Below are 19,644 nucleotides of genomic sequence, written 5' to 3' on the forward strand. Positions count from 1 at the left end.
GAACAGTATAAAGAAAACTCTTCGATTGGGAGACGAAGGGGATGTTCATGAATTTGGGGTGTTCACTCGTGAATTCGGACTTTTACTCGTGTATTTCGAGTTTTCACTCATGAATTGGGGTGTTTACTCGTGAATCGTTGCTTTTATTCGTGAATTTTGAGCTTTTACTCGTGAATCGATGCTTTTATTCGTGAATTTTGAGCTTTTACTCAGGAATTGGAGTGTTACTCGTGAATTTCGGGCTTTTACTCGTGAGTTTTGGGCTTTTACTCGTGAGTTTTGGGCTTTTACTCGTGAGTTTTGAGCCTTTATTCGTGAATTTGAAGATTTTACTCGTGAATTTATGCGTTCTCGTAAATTCGGAGCTTTTACTTGTGAAATTCTTTCATTTCTTTTGGGCGAAACAAGCAATACGAGTTGCCTTTATTTGTTTTTCTTTAATATTCCGGTTCGGATAAAAGAAACCAAAAAAAAGACGGGATTCCTTTTTACAAAAGGAATCCCGTCTTTTTTAATTACAAATTATTTTGCAGCGCTGTAACGTTTTGCAACTTCATCCCAGTTTACAACATTCCAGAAAGAATTGATGTATTCAGGACGGCGGTTTTGGTAGTTTAAGTAGTAAGCATGCTCCCAAACGTCCAATCCAAGTAGCGGTGTTTTACCTTCTGATAAGGGATTGTCTTGGTTAGGTGTACTTGTTACTTCCAACTCGCCATTGTTGACTGCAAGCCAAGCCCAGCCAGATCCGAAACGAGTAGTAGCCGCTTTAGCGAACTCTTCTTTAAAGCTGTCAAAGCTTCCGAATTTTGAAGTGATGGCATCCGCTAATTCACCAGTTGGTTGTCCGCCGCCGTTAGGTGAAAGGATTTCCCAGAATAAAGTGTGGTTAGCGTGTCCGCCACCATTGTTGCGTACAGCTGTACGAACAGCTTCAGGTACTGCGTCAAGATTAGCGACGATTTCTTCTACGCTTTTGCTTAGAAGTTCTTGGTTGCCTTCAAGCGCATTGTTCAGGTTTGTCACATATGTGTTGTGATGTTTAGTGTGGTGAATGTTCATTGTTTCTTTGTCGATGTGTGGTTCTAATGCATCATATGCATACGGTAATTGTGGAAGTTCAAAAGCCATAATAAAATTCCTCCCTATGTAAGCTGTTTTTTTGAGGGCTTCAGTTCTCGAAAGATACCTAAAGCTCGCTAGCAATAGAGTATCAAATTTTTGTAACCGTTTCAAACCATATGCCTCAATTTTTCATTTTTCGATTATTTTTCCTATGAGAATACCACGAATATAAAATATCCTATCATCAGAAGCTGAATGATGCCTTTTGTGATTACGCTGCTTATAAAGCCTACAACGGAACCTAGGCCGATTTTGGAAGCAGTAACAGGGTCTTGTTTATGTACCAGGATCTCTGCCAGGAATGCCCCGATGAATGGACCTATCAGAATTCCGACGAATGGAATCACGAATGGCCCGACCAGGAGCCCAATCGTACTGCCCCATATCCCCGCTTTCGTGCCGCCATACTTTTTGACCCCGACCATGTTGGCAATATAATCGGCTGCGAATAAAAGGATGACGAATAAAATTTGGACCGTCCAGAAAAACCAGCCAAATGGTTCAAAAGAATAAAAAAGTCCATATAACAATATTCCGCCAAAAATGAACAAAACACTTGGGATGATTGGAAAAATCAGACCGACAAATCCCATTATGAACATGAGGGTGATTATTATCCAAAATAGTGTGTCCATATCTCAAAAGCCCCTTTCTCATTTAATTTATAATTTGATTTATCTCTCCATAATTACCTCATTACTGTTGTTTGAAACCAATGAAGCTGAATACAGGTTGTTTTATTTTTCCCATATAGTTAAAATTGGTTAGGAATCTTATATAGATAGGTGCTGAAAACATTGAACATATTCAAACAACTGTGGGTTAGCATATTTTCCCCTAAAGATATCGCTTCCTTTCAAAACCAAGGTATCGGGAAAACGATTTTATACGTTTTCTTTATAAGTCTCATCGCCTTTCTCCCTTCAGCTTTTTATTTCGGTACAATGATAGTTGACGGGATAGATGCCATGCACGAAACAGTATCCGAAGACTTACCGGCATTTGAAATCAAAAATGGCACGTTGACGACTGAAGAAGATGAGCCATTTAGCCTGAATAAAAACGGATATCAAATTTTTGTGGATGGCACGGGAGCCTTGACCCCGGAAAAGATAGCTGCAGAAGCTGATGAGGCTGTCGCACTTTTGAAGTCTGACCTGGTTTTCGTATCCGGAGGCAATGTGCAATCCTCTCCTTATTCAGTTCTGGAGGGAAATAATCAGGAAATATCCACTTGGCTTGATTCAGTTGAATCTGTGCTGCCGATCATCATTCCATTGCTTCTACTCATATTATACCTGTTTACTGCTAGTGGAATCTTCATTAAAGTGACAATCATTGCCGCTTTTGGTCTTTTTTTCAAGAACGCTCTTGGCCGTCCACTTTCCTACAGGCATCTTTGGAGAATTAGTGCATACAGCATAACTCTTGCCACCATTTTCTTCACCATCATGGATGCTTTTCAAGCAGTTGTGCCATTCGCTTCCATCATTAGCTGGTTTGTTACATTAATGATGTTATATTTATCCATTAAAGAAACATCAGCCAATAAGATGGGGAATTGAGGTTAAATAAGATCCGGACCCACCTCGGTCCGGATTTTTTTGCTTTTGCACAAAACCGGGCAATCCTTGCCATTCCCTCGTATGACTACATTCATCATTTTTTATATCTACTTAATTCGACAAAATACTCACCCAGTTATTACTATACTTATGATTGAAATAGTATTTAAGAGGTGATAGACGTGAAGGAGAGTCATATTGATGTACAGTGGTTGTTACTCATATTGGAGGCAAAAAAGAGTGGTCTTACCCAAAAGGAAATTCGCTCCTTTCTCAGCAATCATTCAAATATTAAGGATGTTACTCAACTGAAATAGACAATTTGAATGGCCACTCTCACATTCCATTTGAAAAATCGCCCATTTTTAGGCATATTTTTTGCCCCCTCTAAGTATAGATGAATTAAAGACAAGCTTGGGAGGATGGAAAATTGAAACGGCTACTGCTTTTTATCTCATTCTGTTTCACTTTATTTATTATTTATTTTGATTTGACTACGGGTACCCTGCCGGCTTCCCATCCACCTGCCTCTACAGGCGAACCGGCCGTGCCGGCCAGCCAGCCTGAATCCGCACCATCTGCCGCTTATAAAGAAATCACCATGCAACCCGGGGATACCTTACTCTCCATCGTTGAAAAGGAAAAAGGCAAAACCAATCACCCAATCGAAACGATCATCTCTGACTTTCAAAGTTTGAATGAGGGATTGAAGCCCGAAAATATGCAGATTGGCAAAACTTATAAAATTCCCGTTTATAAATAACTTTCATATGGGGATTAATGCCTTCACAAACACACTTAAGGGGATTATCAAATACCAATAATTTCCTTTAATAGGAAATGTCACTTATTGAAAAAAGATTATGCGTCCTATTTCCTTGTCAAGCGGTAAGTACATTGATACAATATTTCAGAGAAACAAATTAAAAATCAAAACTGATTTTTTCCTAAAGGAGAGAATTCCACTTGAGTGAAATCATACATCGCACCAAAACGCGGCCAATTAAAGTCGGAAACTTAACGATTGGCGGCAATAACGAAGTTATAGTACAAAGCATGACAACAACAAAAACACATGATGTTGAAGCAACGGTTGCAGAAATCCTTCGTCTTGAAGAGGCGGGATGTCAAATCGTACGCGTCGCCTGTCCGGATGAAAGGGCAGCTGACGCAATCTCTGAGATAAAAAAACGGATAAACATCCCTCTTGTAGTCGATATTCATTTCGATTACAAACTTGCTCTGAAGGCAATCGAAGGCGGAGCGGATAAAATCAGGATAAACCCTGGTAATATCGGACGCCGTGAAAAGGTTGAAGCAGTCGTGAAAGCTGCGAAGGCTAAAGGAATACCAATCCGCATCGGTGTCAATGCTGGTTCTCTAGAGAAGAAAATCCTCGAGAAATATGGCTACCCGACTGCTGATGGAATGGTGGAAAGTGCTTTACACCATATCAAGATCCTAGAAGATCTGGATTTTCATGATATTATCGTTTCGATGAAAGCTTCCGATGTGAATTTAGCAATCGAGGCATATGAAAAAGCTTCAAAAGCATTCGATTATCCTTTACATCTTGGGATCACGGAATCAGGTACACTGTTCTCCGGAACCGTAAAAAGCGCCGCCGGACTAGGTGCCATCCTAAGTCAGGGTATCGGAAGCACGATTCGTGTTTCCTTAAGTGCCGATCCCGTCGAAGAGGTGAAGGTGGCAAGGGAGCTCCTAAAAGTATTCGGCCTTGCTTCCAACATGGCCACTTTAATTTCCTGCCCAACTTGCGGTCGAATCGAGATTGATTTGATTTCCATCGCCAATGAAGTTGAAGAGTACATCCAGACGGTTAAAGCACCAATCAAGGTATCAGTGCTTGGTTGTGCGGTAAACGGCCCTGGAGAAGCCCGTGAGGCTGATATCGGCATAGCCGGCGCCCGCGGTGAAGGTTTACTGTTTAGAAAAGGACAAATCGTACGTAAAGTGCCTGAAGAGACGATGGTCGAGGAACTGAAAAAGGAAATTGACAAAATCGCTGAAGAGTACTATGAAAAACAAAGAGCCGAAGCTGCTGCTGCAGCTTTACTAAATAAATAAAACAAAAAAATCCCGAATTTTCATTATCGGGATTTTTTGTTTTTTATCATTTGAAAAACCCTTTGATGTAAATGACATCAAAGGGTTTAACGATGCTAAAAGAACGGGGCGATAAATATGCCAACGATGATGGAGACAACACCTATGCCGATGGCCCAAGTACCCAGGTTCGATCCCCGGCTTCTTGCCACTATACCTACAATGATACCCACAATCCCTAAAATGAAAGGCATCATGAATAACGATAAAATGGAGATGATCAATGCTATGACACCAATCGCTTTTCCTCTTGATGCCACATTCCCCAAACCATTACCCTCTGCGGTCTCATCATTTTTATATGACCTGATTCGCTGAGGCGGTGTTGAAATCTCGGCAGACGTTTCTTCCTGATAACGGTTATCCATATTGGTTATGGTCTCACCGCTCTCATATCGTCTGTCATCTTCAGGTTTATCTTCATTATAATACCGCTCATGATGCTGATCATCCACAACGGATGGTTCACTGCCCTCTTTCGTCAATTGCATTTCATCGTCAATACTGGAGTATTGATCTTTTTCCATTCGTGCATCCCTCACTTTCGTTTGTGAAGCATTTATAGTGTATGTAAAAATCGCAGGAACCCATCGTGAAAATGGTTTCATGTCTTGGAAATAAATACGGGTTTTTACCAAAGCTATGATGGGATATGTTACACTATTACAAGTATTGAAAATGAGGAGAGATTCATCATGAAAAAACGTTTTGGCATCGATATAGACGGGACTGTCACAAGACCTGATTCCATGGTTCCCTTTTTAAATAAAGCATTTCAACTGAATTTAGCATATGAAGACATAACCGAATATGACTTATTGCCTTTCGTGAATGTTCCAAAAGAGGATTTCACTAAATGGTTCATCGAGACCGAGCCGCTCATCTATTCCGAATCATTATTGGCTGAAGGTGCGAAAGATGTATTGGAAAAATGGACAGAACAGGCCAACCTTTATTTCATCAGTGCCAGGAGCTCCCGTTTATTGGATGTAACGAAGAATTGGTTCACTAGTAATCAAGTCCTATATGATCATATAGAGCTTGTAGGTTCACACGATAAAATTGCTGCAGCCAAAAAATTCGAAGTCGATCTCTTTTTGGAGGACAAGCACGATAATGCAGTGGCGATTTCAGAAGAGTGTAAAATACCCGTGATTTTATTTAATACCCCTTACAACCAAGATCCCGTGCCTGAAAGGGTGATTCGGGTCAACAATTGGCAAGAAGCCTCTGCCTGGGTGAATCAATGGATGTCAGGGGAACCGGCAACTATAAAATGAGACAAGAAAAAACCATTGACTTGAGGTCAATGGTTTTTATGCTTCCAAAGATACGCTGCATGCAGGACAGCGTCCGTAAATTTCAAATTTATGCCCCGAAACATCGTAGTCCTTCAAGCTTTCCTGAAGTTCCTGCATCGGGCACAATTCAATTTCTTTCGTTTTTCCACAGTTCAAACAGATGAAGTGGTGATGGTGGGAAGAATGACCGCATGTAAAACGAAAACGCTTTTCCCCTTCCAACTCGGTCGCTTCAAAGATGCCCAGTTCGACAAATAATGAAAGATTTCTGTAAATCGTATCGAAGCTTAAACCTGGATAATCCTGTTTCATATTCTCCAATACATCTTTGGCCGTTAAATATTTATCGCTGGAAGAGAAAAGCTGAAGCATTTCTTCCCTCTTTCCTGTATGCTTAAAACCTTTATCTTTTAAAAGTTGCATGGCAGTAGTTACGTTCAAAATACATCACCCCATCTATCGATTTTTCCACTTATCAAACAAAATTGACAAGATGAGAATTAGTACAGCTATTATTACAATGGTCCCGCCGGGAGCGAGGTCAAGGTTGTATGATAAGAATAATCCGCCTATGACGGAAACTTCACCGAATAATACCGAATAACCAATCATCTGCTTAAAGCCCTTGGCAAAGCGGAGACTGGCTGCTACCGGGAGCGTCATGAGCGAAGAAACAAGTAATATGCCAATGATTTTCATGGAAGCGGCAATAACCAATGCGACCATGACGATAAAAATAAAATGAATCGCTTTATAAGGGATTCCAGACGCTTTGGCATGCTCTTCATCAAATGATAACAGAAATAATTCTTTATACAATAAAGTGAGCATCAAGGCTACGACTAGCCCCACTGCCAAAATGACGTACAAGTCCGCCCGGCTGACGGCACTGACACTGCCGAATAAATAACCATATAAATCCGTATTGAAACCATCAGCAATGGATATGAAGATGACACTAAGACCCATGCCGCCGGACATAATGATCGGGATTGCAAGCTCTTGGTAATGCTTGTACACCCCTCTTAATTTTTCAATGAATAATGAACCACCTACAGAAAACGCCATTCCAATATAAAGTGGATTCAATCCTGCTAAAGATAGAAAGCTCTTCTGCAGCAATAAACTGAACGCTATACCAGCAAGCGCTACATGACTGAGCGCATCGGAAATCATCGACATCCGCCTTACCACGACAAAAACGCCCACTAATGGCGCAATCGCTCCGATGATGATTCCGGTCAAGAATGCGTTCTGCAAAAATTCAAATTGCAATATCCCCGATATCATTGGGCTATCCTCCAAAACATATTAATGATCATGATTTAAAAATTGGACTCCATGTCCATAAATGGACGAGAGTTCACCTTCATCCAACTCATTATATTCACAGGCATCCCCATGAAAATGAAGCTTTTTATTCAAGCAGGCGACATGTGTGACTTTATCGGTCACAGTACCAACATCATGGGTTACTAAAATCAGGGTTATTCCTAATTTTTTATTCAACATCTCAAGCATTTCATAAAATTGGTGGACGTTTTTTGAATCAACGCCAACAGTGGGCTCATCCAATATCATCAATTCCGGCTCGCTGACCAGTGAACGGGCAATGAATACCCTCTGCTGCTGGCCTCCGGACAATTCCCCGATATTGCGGTTTTGATATTCCAGCATGTCCACTGATTCCAGAGCCTTCTTCACCTTTTGCTTATCCTCTTTGCCAGCGAACTTAAATAAGCCTATTTTTTTGGTCAAACCGCTCTGAACCACCTCAAATACAGTGGCAGGGAATCCTGAGTTGAAGGAATTCGCCTTTTGGGAAACGAACCCGACCTTTTGCCAATCTTTAAAGCGCCGAATGTCTTCACCGAATATTTCAATTTTCCCCTTTTGGAGCTTGAACAGACCAAGCAGCAACTTCAAAAGCGTTGATTTACCGGATCCATTCGGCCCGACGATAGCTAGGAATGCCCCGCGGGGAATTTCAAGCGAAACATGTTCCAGCACCAGATCTTTTGTATATTTGTAAGATATATCTTCAAATTTTACTATGGGGTTTACTACATTATCCAAAGAGATCACCTATTTTTTAAGAATCATTACGATTAACAATCGTTAGTATAAATCAAAGAAGTCCAGATGTAAAGAATCCGGTCCTCCGAACAAGTGCCGATATGCCTTGAATCACAAAAAAATGTAATCTGAACCAATTTCGTAATCAAACAAAGTTTCATGTTCACATACATCCACTTCCTTCATATGTTTTAACAAAGGAGGAGATCGTTTGAAATTATTTGAAATGATGGTCAATCATAAAATCAACAGTATACGCCCAGATGAACTGCTTTCCCTTGCTAAACAGCATAAGGTTGCACTCACTCAAAAACAAGCACAGGATATTACTGCACTTCTAGCCGGTAAAAATATTAACATTTTTGATATACGTCAAAGACAGAACGTACTTGGTCAAATTACAAAAGTTGCCGGAGCAAGCACGGCCAGGGAAATAGAATCCCTCTTCAACAACCTTACATCCAATTTTTAAAGATTCCAAGCCTGCTGACGACAGTCTTTATTTGAGCATACTTAATCCAAATGCAAAATGAAAGGACGATTCATCTTCATATCGATGAATCGTCCCTTTCTATTTGTGATTATTGGAATCTGATCTTTTCCAATAAATTTTCTTCAAATTGTTTATTCTTGAACATATCAATTTCGAATTTATATGGGGCCTTTTTGTCTTTTTTGTCTTCCCCTACATAAGGTGTTTCCAGGATTTTAGGAACAGAGCTTAATTGCGGATGGTGGACAATATCATTCAAAGCCTTAAAACCAATATGGCCGAAACCAATGTTTTCATGGCGGTCCTTACGCGTGCCGCGTTCGTTTTTGCTATCGTTTATGTGAAGTACCTTGATTCGGTCAACACCGACCACTTTATCAAATTCATTCAGTACTCCATCGAAATCCTCGATGATATTATATCCCGCATCATGAGTATGGCAAGTATCGAAGCAAACCGATAATTTTTCATTATGGGTCACACCATCAATGATCATCGCCAGCTCTTCGAAAGACCTGCCACATTCGGAACCCTTACCCGCCATCGTTTCAAGGGCAATCTGAACTTTATCGTCGGCAGTCAGCACTTCATTCAAACCTTCGATGATTCTCTTGATTCCCAGTTCGCTTCCAGCACCGACATGCGCACCTGGATGAAGTACGATCTGCCTTGCACCAATCGCTTCGGTCCGATCGATTTCGCTGCGTAAGAAGTTGACTCCAAGTTCGTATGTGGCTGGATTCGTGGTATTTCCTATATTAATGATATACGGAGCATGGACGACGATATCACTGATTCCATTTTCCTCCATATGCAATCTTCCGGCTTCGATATTTAAATCCTCGATTTTTTTACGTCTTGTGTTTTGAGGGGCCCCTGTATAGATCATGAATGTATTGGAGCCATACGAAGCCGCTTCCTGACTCGCAGCAAGAAGCATGCCTTTCCCGCTCATTGAAACATGCGATCCAATCTTCAGCATCTGATTTCTCCCCTATTTCTTTCTCTGTATACGACGTTCGCGTTTTTTAAAGTTTTCCACATCTCGTTGAATTTTCTTCTTGTATCCTGGCTTGACTTTAGTTGGCTTCTTAATGTGCCTACTCGCTTTAACATCGATATCAGATTTCTGTTTTTTACGGTTTTTCCGTTTATTACGCTCGTCGATATCAACCCAATCACCGTTTTGGATATCGGCATCACGGAACTCGATGCCCATTTTTTCAAGGCGGTTCAATGCATCTTCATCGGAAGTATCGTAAATGGTAGTGGCAATGCCTGAATATCCTGCACGAGCCGTCCTTCCCGTCCTGTGGATATAAAAATCCAAATCTGAAGGCAATTCATAGTTAATGATATGACTTACACCTTCAATATCGATTCCACGGGAAGCCAGATCAGTCGCAACGATGAATTGATACTCCAAATCATTGATTTGCTTCATCATTTTTTTACGCTCACGAGGCGTTAAATCCCCATGAATTCGGCCGACATTCAACCCTTTTTCGATCAAGGAATTAGCCACATGGTCCGCCATTTTCTTTGTGTTCGTGAAAATGATCGCCAAATAAGGATTATAACGAACGATGATGTCATGAAGCAACTGCTCTTTGTTCCGGTGGCGAAGCGGTACGAGAACATGTTCGATTTTCGAAGCGGTCGCCTGCTTGGGATTCACCTGAACATACTTTGGATTCTCCATATATTTATTCAAAAACGGCTTCAATTTTTCTGGGATGGTTGCCGAAAAGACAAGCATTTGAATTTTTTCAGCCATACGTGATGCAAATAAATCGACATCTTCTATGAATCCCATATCTAGCATAAGATCCGCTTCATCGACCACAAGCATTTTTGCCGTATACACCTGTAATGCCTGGGCTTCAACCAAGTCCTTGATCCGGCCCGGCGTACCAATTACCAATTGCGGCTGTGTCTTCAATTTATCGATCATTCGCTGTTTATCAGTACCACCGATGAAACAACGGACTTGAATCTGCTCATCCTCAGGGAAATGGTCAGCAATTTTCAAAGCTTCTTTGTAGATTTGGTTCGCTAACTCACGGGTTGGTGCGGAAATAATCGCTTGAACCTCATTTTTACCAGCATCAAGCCTGTTCATGATCGGCAGCAAATAGGAATGTGTCTTTCCTGTACCTGTCTGCGACTGCCCAATTAAGCTACTTCCCTTTAAAAGCGACGGAAGCACGCGCTCTTGAATTTCCGTCGGCTTATCGAACCCTAAAGTACGAACCGCATCTAGAATGTAGCTTTTCAAATTAAATCGTTCAAATTGATTTTGTTTCATCAAAAAACCCCTTTATCCTGTCAGTCATAAGACATGTCCTGTTATTATAATAAATTTTACACAAATAGCGCAAGCGCCTGGGTTGCTCGTGAAGAAAATAGGGATTGGCCCATAAGGCGCTTTTTGCCTTGTGAGGGCAATCCTCTTTTTCACATCGAGCTAGGCGCTGAAGCTGGATTACACAAAAAGCGCAAGCGCCTGGGTTGCTCGTGAAGAAAATAGGGATTGTCCCATAATGGGCAGGTCATCCACCTTTTCCAATATACCCCCATTCAAATCACAAAAGCGCATGCGCTGAGGTTAGTTCTCTTAAAATGGACTCTTGCAAACGAAAAGCCCCTGTCCTGGTCATAGCGTATCCCCCGCAGACATGGAGCTAAAAGACTACCGTTACCATCTTACCTTCTTTCCGGTTACTTCACAACTGCCCAATCACTCTTTCCTCAAACCTTTTTTGTCGAGTTGCATAATTTATATAGAAGATTACACCAGCATATAATATCTAAGGAGGTGAAACCTATGTTCCCAAATAGAAATCGTCAACCCGGACCCGGTTTTCCGCCACCCAATGGCCGAAGGAGGCAGCAGCCCCCTGCTCCATTCAGGCAGTCACCGCAAATTCCCCATCCTTATCAGCAGATGCAGCGTCCGATGATTCCAAACAGACCGCAGGTACCACAGGGACCTCAAGGTTTCCGCGGCCCATTCAGCCAACAGCAGCGGCAGGAAATGCCGCCAGCAAAGAAAGAAGGGTTATTGTCAAAGATACTCGGTAAGTCGAAACAAAAAGCAGCTTCTCCGAATTTGTTTGCGCCAGCGGGTTCCACTAACCAAAGTTCTTCAAGAAGCAGCGGAGGCGGTATCTTAGAAACATTAAAAAACCCCGATTCCCTTAATAATATGCTTTCCAACACGCAAAAGGTGTTGCAAGCGGCGGAACAATTCACGCCTATGGTGGAACAATACGGTCCAGTGATTAAAAACCTGCCTTCCATGTGGAAAGTTTTCCGAAGCATATCATCAGCCGATGAGACCAAGGACGACGGAGCTTCCGTTGAAAGCGGGCCCGCGGTTGGGGCACAAGAAAACAATGAGGTAAAAACGGTTTCGAAGAAAAAAGAAAAAGCTATAGAAGCTAACCCCACTGCGCCAGTTCGTCCCGAAACCAAAAGGAAGAGATCTTCAGGTCCCAAGCTTTATATTTAAAGGCTACAAAAAAAATTACCAATAACTGATTTTATGTAAATATGATGTTTTGTAATATCATCTATGGTCTTATATAATAGAAAGGTATAAAAAGTGAGAGTTTCTTGCCTTGAAGGAGGACACATAGATGAAAGTGATTAAAATTTCCCCGCGCGGCTATTGTTATGGCGTTGTCGATGCCATGGTCATCGCCCGAAATGCGGCTTTAGATAAAACCTTGCCACGTCCCATTTACATTTTAGGAATGATCGTGCATAACAAACATGTGACGGATGCGTTTGAAGAAGAAGGCATCATCACGTTGGACGGCAGCAACCGCAACGATATCATCGAACAGGTGGACAGCGGGACCGTCATCTTTACTGCTCACGGCGTTTCGCCTGAGATCAGGAAGATCGCTGAGAAAAAAGGGCTTGTGACGCTTGATGCAACATGTCCCGATGTTACCGCAACACATGACTTAATTCGGGAAAAACAAGCGGAAGGCTATCAAATCATTTATATTGGCAAAAAAGGCCATCCGGAACCTGAGGGTGCTGTCGGAGTTGCTCCCGATGTCGTTCACTTGGTTCAAAAGGATGAAGATGTGGAAGCCTTGACTTTGAATAGTGATAAGATCATCGTCACCAATCAAACAACGATGAGCCAATGGGATGTTTTGGATATCATGGATAAGGTCAAGGAAAAGTTCCCACATGCCGAAGTCCATAAGGAAATTTGCTTAGCGACACAGGTTCGCCAAGAAGCCGTTGCCGAGCAAGCTGGCGAAGCTGATGTTTTAATCGTTGTCGGAGATCCTAAGAGTAATAATTCAAACCGTCTTGCACAAGTATCCCAAGAGATTGCCGGGACGAGAGCTTATCGAATCGCTGACATTTCCGAGCTGAACCTTGAATGGCTAAAAGATGCAGAAACGGTTGCCGTCACTTCGGGGGCTTCTACACCAACTCCGATCACGAAGGAAGTTATCGCATTTCTAGAACAATATGAAGCAAATGATGAATCCACTTGGAATACTGAAAAGAAAACGCCATTGCATAAAATTTTACCTAAAATTAAAGTGAAGAAATGATTGCACAAATACAAAGGCAGCCACTAAGGCTGCCTTTTTCGTGTTATCAAATGAAGCGGAATGGGTCTGTATTCAGCCTGGATGGAATGAATTCCACATCAAAGTTCTTTTCGCGGCACGTTTTTTCAAGGAATCGTGCCACCCCTTTTTTCATCACCTTTTCAACATTGTGACCGGGATCGACGATATTCAGTCCAATCATCATCGCGTCATGGGCTGTATGGTAATACATATCACCTGTAACGTAAACATCGGCACCCTTGAATTTTGCTGTCGTAAAGTATTTATTGCCGTCTCCGCCCAAAACGGCCACTTTTTTTATCGGACTTTGCAGATCTCCCACGACACGCACCTTTTCAACATCGAGTGTCCGTTTCACATGTTCGGAAAATTGTTCAAGCGTCATTTCTTCGGAAAGTACACCAATCTTTCCTAAGCCAAGTGACTCCCCTTTATTCTCCAGCTTATATATATCGTGAGCAACCTCTTCATATGGATGGGCTTTAATCATCGCAGCTAGTACTTTCTTCTCGATATTTTCCGGGAATATCGTTTCAATCCGCATTTCAGCTACTTCTTCAAGCCTTCCTTCAGAGCCGATAACCGGTTCACTGCCTTCACCTGGCAAGAAGCGTCCGGTACCTTCCCCCGAAAACGAACAATTGCTGTAGTTCCCGATCGCTCCGGCCCCCGCCTTGCCCAGGGCTTCCCTCACCTTTTGTTCGTCGGTCTTTGGAACATATACGACCAATTTCTTAAGAGCTGTCTCATAGGTTGGAATCAATACCTCTGTGTCCTGCAATTGAAGAGCTTCGGCAAGTAAATCATTCACTCCGCCCTTAGCAACATCCAAATTGGTATGTGCAGCGTAAACAGCGATATCATGTTTGATCAGCTTTTCGATGATGCGGCCTCCAGCTGTGTTTGTATCGATCCTTTTCAATGGTCGGTAAATTAACGGATGGTGGGCAATGATCAATTCCACGCCATGTTCGATCGCTTCGTCTACAACCTCTTCCAGCACATCAAGGGCAATCAGCACTTTAGTAACCGGCTTATTTAGCTGCCCAACATGCAGCCCGATTGGATCTCCCTCCATTGCATAATGCTTTGGGGAGAATTGTTCAAACATCTCAATGATTTTGTGACCATTCACTGTCTTCAACCTTTAAGCACCTCCTCAATTACCGAAATTTGGGATTTCAATTCATTGCGCTTCGTTTCCAGTCCGCTTCTTCCGCTTTCATCCAATTGTTCGATGATTCTCTCCAAATGTTTTTTCTCAAGCTGCCATTTTTTTATGAAAATTTCACTGAATTGCTCTCTTAAGAATGGACCGAAAGTGAGGCCCGTTTGCTTGTTTACACCATAAGGGCGGAGCGGGTCTCCTTTTTTGGCAATTAAGATCTCATAGATCTTCCCATCTTCCTCAAGGATCTCCTCTCCACAAAGCTCCCAGCCGTTTTCGATCAGCCAGCTGCGAACATTCGCTGCACCGACATTAGGCTGAAGGATTAGCCTTTCTGCCTTGCCGAGTTTCGCTTTTCCGCTTTCCAATATACTTGATATTAAAGTCCCTCCCATGCCTGCAATCGTAATGCATGTCGCTTCATCGGGATTCAATACTTCAAGCCCATCTCCTTTACGGACCTCTATCTTGTCTCCAAGACCCGTCATTGCCACTTGCTTGCGTGCTGACTGATAGGGTCCTTCTACAACCTCACCTGCTATGGCGCTGGCACACAAGCCGTTAGTCACCGCATAGCACGGCAAATAAGCATGGTCTGATCCTATGTCTGCCAGGATGCTTCCTTTTGGTATATGTATGGCAACACGTTCTAATCTCATCGATAGTTTTTCATGATTCATATTTATCAACTCTCTTAATTCAAATAATGTCTTGCTATAATTACTTTCCCATTCGATTATACCAAGTTCAATCGAAAAATTACAGAAAGGAGAAATAGGGTTCTTTCTAATGGGCAAAAGAAAAACTGCAATCTGGATTCTCCCTTTTCTGAATAAATGAAAAACTGACCCAAAAAGTTCGCTTTCCAACGATTTCTTGAGTCAGTTTCATGAATTATTTCAGTCCATGAATATATTCGGCCATGGCGTCAATGTTCTGTTCTTCGACTAAACCTGGTGGCATTGCACCTCGTCCATTAGTGATCACGTCTTTAACCTCGTCCACCGACAGGCGATCGCCAACTCCTTTTAGAGCAGGCCCGACACCGCCTTGATAGGCGTCACCATGACAAGAGATACAGTTTTGCTTATAAATGTCCTCAGGTGATGCTGAGGCACTTTCTGTTTCTTCTGTCTTTCCGCCGCCCTCTTTTTCCTTGGCAAGATCTTTGGCATCACCCAAACCTTTAAACGAAAGTAAAAACATAAGTCCAATACCAAAAACCATGATAATAATAAAAGGCATTACTGGATTGCGATTCATAGTATTTCCTCCCCTATGTAGAACCTAAACTTACCATATTTAATATTATATACAAACAGCTATATATTATTTTACTTGAAAAGAGTTTCAAGTAAAAGCCCAAAAATAGAAGATATTATATAATTTCTTAAAATTGTCAAAAACTTATGTATATTTCCAAACAATTTTACTTTTTCTTACATATGTTTCATAATACCCAAAAAACATTATTTAAAACCGCTGGAGTGTCCTTGAATTATATTATTAAAAAGTAAAGAGTGACCAGTGCTCCAAGGCTTCCCGCTATGGAAAAATGGAGCATCTTCAGCTTATTGCCCAATAAAATCCAGAGTCCGCAATTAATGAATAAGAAAATATAAAGGATACCCGCTTTGCCGGGTGCCATGAATTCCGCCAAACTGACAGTTAATAAAAGCAATGATAATACCATCCCCATCAACGCCACCTGAAAAATGATTTTCCTGCCTTTTAAGCGGCGGACCGCTTGCCCAAAGACAAGTATTGAAATTGTTGTCATAAGCATTTGCATTCTTATGGTTATTTCAGTAAAATAATTCAAAAATACAATAAATGCAAAAAAAGTTCCAATCAACACCCCGGAAAGATGTCGTTTTTTTGCTCGCGGTTTCATTCGATTTTGATGGCGGAAGTTCGCCTTGACCATAATGCAAGCAGGTAATTACAATATTGCTCCGGAAGCATACGACTTTCCTTCCAGGAGTTTATTTCTTGAATAATGATTTTCTTTCTCATTTCATCCATGAATCTCACATCCTCATGATGATCTTCTTTTTAACGGCTTAGCTTTTAAATCTTTTTTCCGTTATATGAAAAAAAGGATAACTATTGTTCTGATTGGGATATTTTTACATCGGAATTGAAAAAAAGAGCCGCTCCCGAACGCTGGGCATTCAAAGAGGGCTCTGTTAGGGCATATATTCTATTCAAGGAAATCTTTCAATCGTTTGCTTCTGCTTGGATGTCTCAGTTTACGCAGCGCCTTCGCTTCGATTTGACGGATACGCTCGCGGGTGACCCCAAACACTTTACCTACCTCTTCAAGAGTACGGGTACGGCCATCATCAAGTCCAAAGCGTAGTCTCAAGACGTTCTCTTCACGATCAGTAAGAGTATCCAATACGTCTTCAAGCTGTTCTTTCAATAGTTCATATGCTGCATGCTCCGATGGAGAAGTCGCATCCTGATCTTCAATGAAATCACCTAAATGTGAATCGTCTTCTTCACCTATTGGCGTTTCCAATGAAACAGGCTCCTGAGCTATTTTCAAGATTTCACGAACTTTTTCGGGAGTCAGGTCCATATCCTCCGCAATTTCTTCCGGTGAAGGTTCACGTCCTAAATCCTGAAGAAGCTGTCTTTGGACACGAATCAATTTATTGATGGTTTCCACCATATGCACCGGTATCCGGATCGTTCTTGCTTGGTCGGCAATGGCACGGGTTATAGCTTGGCGAATCCACCATGTTGCATACGTACTGAATTTGAATCCCTTGCGGTAATCAAATTTTTCCACAGCTTTGATAAGTCCCATATTACCTTCCTGAATCAAATCAAGGAAAAGCATTCCGCGTCCGACATAACGCTTGGCGATACTGACAACAAGACGTAGGTTAGCTTCTGCCAAACGGCGTTTCGCTTCTTCATCTCCATCTTCAATTCTCGTCGCCAAAGAGATTTCCTCTTCTGCCGATAAAAGGTCGACCCGGCCAATTTCCTTTAAATACATGCGTACTGGGTCATTAATTTTTACGCCAGGAGGAACACTTAAATCATTTAAGTCAAACTCTTCTTCTTTTGCAAGTTTCTTCTCATCTGGATCATCTTCATCTTCGTCTTCCTCACCATCAGTGAGTATTTCGACGCCATTTTCTGCTAACACCTCATAGAACTCATCCATTTGATCGGAATCCAACTCAAAACCGCCAATCATTTCAGCGATTTTCTCTAAAGTCAAAGAGCCTCGTTTTTTACCTAGCTCTAGTAGTTTTTCTTTCACCTGTTCAAGGCTAAATTCATTATCAACTTGTTTGGAACGTGCTGGTTTTTCAGCCATTAGTTCCCCTCCTTCCAGGACTTACACCTAAACGACTACAACATTTTACGCAATTTAATGATTTCCATGGCTATTTGTGCAGCAGTGACATAATCACTTCGTCTAACTGCATCTTTTTCTTCAACTTGTTTTTCTTTTATCTTTAACAACTTTTCATATTTCAACACTTGATTTATACAATCGGTCAGTTCTTTATCGGTAACTTCCTCATTCACTGACATCATTTCTATTTCCGAAACGATCCTTCTCAAGTTTGGATCCGGTAAATAAGTAAGGAAAAAGCTTGTATCCGGTTCGTGTCCATCTTCATAGAACGCATATAAATAGGTGATGATTGCCTGATGTTCATCTACATGAAAGACCGTTTGCCCAAGCAACTGCTGAATTTTGAAAGTCATATCCCTGCTTTTCAGCATATGGGCAATCAACTTCGTTTCAGCATTATGGTGAGCAGGCTTTAACTTATGCTCATATTGCAGGGCCATTTTCTTTTGGGCTGCTGGCTGCGGCAATGTCCCCTTCTTGCGTTCCGTAAAGAACACCTGACGCTGCTGCTGTTCCAGCGCATCCAATGAAAGGGAAAATTCAGAGGATAGCTGCCGGAGATAATGATCCCTCTCCACTGCATTGGGCAATCGCGAAATTTCTTTAAGGACTTCTTCGATATATTGAATTCGATCTCCTTCATTATTTACATTTTTCCCTCGACGCAAATAATGCATTTTGAATGCCATGTAGGTTAAACTGGCCCCTATTACTTCAGAAACAAAGCTTTTTTCACCGAATTCCTTTATGTAGTCATCGGGGTCCAGGTTATCAGGCATGAGAGCGACTTTCACGGAAAACTCATGGTCCTGTAACATATTGACTGCACGATTGGCAGCGTTCAATCCTGCTGAGTCCGAATCGTAGCAAATAAGTATCTGGTCAGTATTTCTTTTTAAAAGCTGGATATGCTGGTCCGTCAGGGCAGTGCCCATTGTAGCGACCGCATTCTCCACACCTGCGCCAACTGCTGAAATGCAATCGGCAAAGCCTTCAAAAATGACTGCTTGTTCTTTCTTTCGTATGTGTGGTCTTGCATGATGGAAATTATATAAAGTTTTACTTTTATTAAAGATTGGCGTTTCGGGACTATTCAAATATTTGGGCTCATCGTCCCCCATTGCTCTTCCTGAAAACGCAATCGTATTTCCTTGATGATCCATAATTGGAAACATGACTCTATTTCTGAAACGGTCAAAATATGACTCGTCTTTTTCCCTGAAAATAATAAGCCCTGCCTGCTCCATGTATTCCGCTGGAAACCCGCGTTTTAAAAGAAACTTGGATACGAAGTCCCATGAATCCAAGGAGTAGCCAATTTGGAACTTTTCTATCGTCTCTTCAGTAAACCCTCGTTTAAGTAAATATTCGAGAGCATCCTGCCCCTCTTTCGTATTAACGAGGAGATGATGATAAAACTTCCTCAGCAGGTCATGCGCTTCAACCATTTGCTGAGCGCCTGCCGGCATGTTGGAACGCTTGGAATCCTTATTGATTTCAACTTCCAAAGGAACATTTCCTTTTTCAGCTAAAACTTTTGCAGATTCCACAAAGCTGTAGCCTTCTATATCCATTAAGAAGGTAAAAATATTTCCGCCTGCCCCGCAACCGAAACAGTGAAAGATTTGTTTTTCCGTTGAAACGGAAAACGAGGGCGAGTTTTCACCATGAAAAGGACATAGGCCAAAGTAATTGCGCCCCTGCTTCTTCAGCTGGACATACTCCCCAATTAAATCAACAATGTCAACAGCTTCACGAATTTGATTAATTTTCTCATCTTCTATACGGCCATTTATCATT

23 protein-coding genes are annotated in these 19,644 nt (G+C 41.7%); 8 read left to right on the forward strand and 15 right to left on the reverse strand.

Annotation, left to right across the window (positions count from 1 at the left end; all coding sequences use genetic code 11):
• Positions 1–522 precede the first annotated feature (522 nt).
• Both sodA and NYE65_RS03430 read right to left on the reverse strand, forming a co-directional pair.
• Positions 523–1,131, reverse strand: coding sequence for a superoxide dismutase SodA (sodA, locus tag NYE65_RS03425; RefSeq protein WP_034308436.1), 609 nt, complete (start codon positions 1,129–1,131; stop codon positions 523–525).
• A 143-nt stretch (positions 1,132–1,274) separates the two neighbouring features.
• Positions 1,275–1,760: a DUF456 domain-containing protein gene (locus NYE65_RS03430; protein ID WP_048677991.1), complete on the reverse strand. Its 486-nt coding sequence runs from the start codon at positions 1,758–1,760 to the stop codon at positions 1,275–1,277.
• A 162-nt stretch (positions 1,761–1,922) separates the two neighbouring features.
• Here NYE65_RS03430 and NYE65_RS03435 point away from each other — a divergent pair, with 162 nt between their 5' ends.
• The 4 genes from NYE65_RS03435 to ispG all read left to right on the forward strand — a co-directional run bounded on the left by NYE65_RS03435 (position 1,923) and on the right by ispG (position 4,778).
• The gene (locus NYE65_RS03435) at positions 1,923–2,690 is read left to right on the forward strand and encodes a DUF1189 domain-containing protein (RefSeq protein WP_340859860.1); all 768 of its coding nucleotides are present in this window, start codon (positions 1,923–1,925) and stop codon (positions 2,688–2,690) included.
• A gap of 182 nt (positions 2,691–2,872) precedes the next feature.
• Entirely contained in the window at positions 2,873–3,007 is a 135-nt protein-coding gene (locus NYE65_RS03440; protein WP_255256705.1) for an anti-repressor SinI family protein, read from the forward strand.
• Between the two features lie 113 nt (positions 3,008–3,120).
• A complete protein-coding gene (locus tag NYE65_RS03445; protein ID WP_098185681.1) occupies positions 3,121–3,453 on the forward strand; it encodes a LysM domain-containing protein in 333 nt (110 codons plus the stop codon).
• 212 nt (positions 3,454–3,665) lie between these two features.
• A complete protein-coding gene (gene ispG / locus NYE65_RS03450; RefSeq protein ID WP_187050875.1) occupies positions 3,666–4,778 on the forward strand; it encodes a flavodoxin-dependent (E)-4-hydroxy-3-methylbut-2-enyl-diphosphate synthase in 1,113 nt (370 codons plus the stop codon).
• Between the two features lie 95 nt (positions 4,779–4,873).
• Here the strand turns inward: ispG and NYE65_RS03455 are convergent, their stop codons facing one another.
• Positions 4,874–5,344, reverse strand: a complete 471-nt coding sequence (locus NYE65_RS03455; protein ID WP_222619908.1) for a hypothetical protein — start codon at positions 5,342–5,344, stop codon at positions 4,874–4,876.
• 168 nt (positions 5,345–5,512) lie between these two features.
• On the opposite strand from NYE65_RS03455, the gene NYE65_RS03460 reads away from it, so the two are divergent.
• Positions 5,513–6,097: a 5' nucleotidase, NT5C type gene (locus NYE65_RS03460; RefSeq protein WP_034308447.1), complete on the forward strand. Its 585-nt coding sequence runs from the start codon at positions 5,513–5,515 to the stop codon at positions 6,095–6,097.
• A gap of 36 nt (positions 6,098–6,133) precedes the next feature.
• Here the strand turns inward: NYE65_RS03460 and NYE65_RS03465 are convergent, their stop codons facing one another.
• The 3 genes from NYE65_RS03465 to NYE65_RS03475 are packed head-to-tail and all read right to left on the reverse strand — an operon-like array spanning position 6,134 to position 8,194.
• Positions 6,134–6,559 carry a Fur family transcriptional regulator gene (locus tag NYE65_RS03465; RefSeq protein ID WP_034308449.1) on the reverse strand — a complete coding sequence of 142 codons (426 nt, stop codon included), beginning with the start codon at positions 6,557–6,559 and terminating at the stop codon, positions 6,134–6,136.
• Positions 6,560–6,574: 15 nt separating this feature from the next.
• Positions 6,575–7,408 (reverse strand): metal ABC transporter permease, encoded by an 834-nt coding sequence (locus tag NYE65_RS03470; RefSeq protein ID WP_034308452.1) that lies wholly within the window; start codon positions 7,406–7,408, stop codon positions 6,575–6,577.
• A 21-nt stretch (positions 7,409–7,429) separates the two neighbouring features.
• Positions 7,430–8,194 (reverse strand): metal ABC transporter ATP-binding protein, encoded by a 765-nt coding sequence (locus tag NYE65_RS03475; RefSeq protein ID WP_053535720.1) that lies wholly within the window; start codon positions 8,192–8,194, stop codon positions 7,430–7,432.
• Between the two features lie 211 nt (positions 8,195–8,405).
• On the opposite strand from NYE65_RS03475, the gene NYE65_RS03480 reads away from it, so the two are divergent.
• The gene (locus NYE65_RS03480) at positions 8,406–8,666 is read left to right on the forward strand and encodes a DUF2624 family protein (protein ID WP_048677987.1); all 261 of its coding nucleotides are present in this window, start codon (positions 8,406–8,408) and stop codon (positions 8,664–8,666) included.
• A 109-nt stretch (positions 8,667–8,775) separates the two neighbouring features.
• Here NYE65_RS03480 and NYE65_RS03485 read toward each other — a convergent pair whose 3' ends face one another.
• Both NYE65_RS03485 and NYE65_RS03490 read right to left on the reverse strand, forming a co-directional pair.
• Positions 8,776–9,669 carry a deoxyribonuclease IV gene (locus tag NYE65_RS03485; protein ID WP_340859861.1) on the reverse strand — a complete coding sequence of 298 codons (894 nt, stop codon included), beginning with the start codon at positions 9,667–9,669 and terminating at the stop codon, positions 8,776–8,778.
• Positions 9,670–9,681: 12 nt separating this feature from the next.
• A complete protein-coding gene (locus tag NYE65_RS03490; protein ID WP_034308462.1) occupies positions 9,682–10,995 on the reverse strand; it encodes a DEAD/DEAH box helicase in 1,314 nt (437 codons plus the stop codon).
• Positions 10,996–11,514: 519 nt separating this feature from the next.
• Here NYE65_RS03490 and vrrA point away from each other — a divergent pair.
• Together vrrA and NYE65_RS03500 are read left to right on the forward strand one after the other, a co-directional pair.
• Entirely contained in the window at positions 11,515–12,201 is a 687-nt protein-coding gene (vrrA, locus tag NYE65_RS03495; protein ID WP_340859862.1) for a VrrA/YqfQ family protein, read from the forward strand.
• A gap of 127 nt (positions 12,202–12,328) precedes the next feature.
• Entirely contained in the window at positions 12,329–13,273 is a 945-nt protein-coding gene (locus NYE65_RS03500) for a 4-hydroxy-3-methylbut-2-enyl diphosphate reductase (RefSeq protein ID WP_048685698.1), read from the forward strand.
• Between the two features lie 46 nt (positions 13,274–13,319).
• On the opposite strand, the gene NYE65_RS03505 is transcribed toward NYE65_RS03500, so the two are convergent.
• The 7 genes from NYE65_RS03505 to dnaG all read right to left on the reverse strand — a co-directional run bounded on the left by NYE65_RS03505 (position 13,320) and on the right by dnaG (position 19,640).
• Entirely contained in the window at positions 13,320–14,438 is a 1,119-nt protein-coding gene (locus tag NYE65_RS03505; RefSeq protein WP_328110770.1) for a Nif3-like dinuclear metal center hexameric protein, read from the reverse strand.
• A complete protein-coding gene (locus NYE65_RS03510; protein WP_098185748.1) occupies positions 14,435–15,142 on the reverse strand; it encodes a tRNA (adenine(22)-N(1))-methyltransferase in 708 nt (235 codons plus the stop codon). The genes NYE65_RS03505 and NYE65_RS03510 overlap by 4 nt, the downstream gene beginning before the upstream one ends.
• Positions 15,143–15,356: 214 nt before the next feature.
• The gene (gene cccA, locus NYE65_RS03515) at positions 15,357–15,725 is read right to left on the reverse strand and encodes a cytochrome c550 (protein ID WP_268592435.1); all 369 of its coding nucleotides are present in this window, start codon (positions 15,723–15,725) and stop codon (positions 15,357–15,359) included.
• Positions 15,726–15,960: 235 nt separating this feature from the next.
• Positions 15,961–16,242 carry a hypothetical protein gene (locus tag NYE65_RS03520; protein ID WP_340859863.1) on the reverse strand — a complete coding sequence of 94 codons (282 nt, stop codon included), beginning with the start codon at positions 16,240–16,242 and terminating at the stop codon, positions 15,961–15,963.
• Between the two features lie 110 nt (positions 16,243–16,352).
• Complete coding sequence (locus NYE65_RS03525; protein ID WP_340859864.1) at positions 16,353–16,487, reverse strand: hypothetical protein; 135 nt, start codon at positions 16,485–16,487, stop codon at positions 16,353–16,355.
• A 178-nt stretch (positions 16,488–16,665) separates the two neighbouring features.
• On the reverse strand, positions 16,666–17,799 hold the full coding sequence (rpoD, locus tag NYE65_RS03530) for an RNA polymerase sigma factor RpoD (protein ID WP_034308477.1): 1,134 nt from the start codon (positions 17,797–17,799) through the stop codon (positions 16,666–16,668).
• Positions 17,800–17,834: 35 nt separating this feature from the next.
• Positions 17,835–19,640, reverse strand: a complete 1,806-nt coding sequence (gene dnaG, locus NYE65_RS03535) for a DNA primase (protein ID WP_095389827.1) — start codon at positions 19,638–19,640, stop codon at positions 17,835–17,837.
• Between the last annotated feature and the right edge of the window lie 4 nt (positions 19,641–19,644).

This window comes from Peribacillus sp. FSL R5-0717, assembly GCF_038002945.1.
GTDB lineage: Bacteria > Bacillota > Bacilli > Bacillales > DSM-1321 > Peribacillus > Peribacillus frigoritolerans.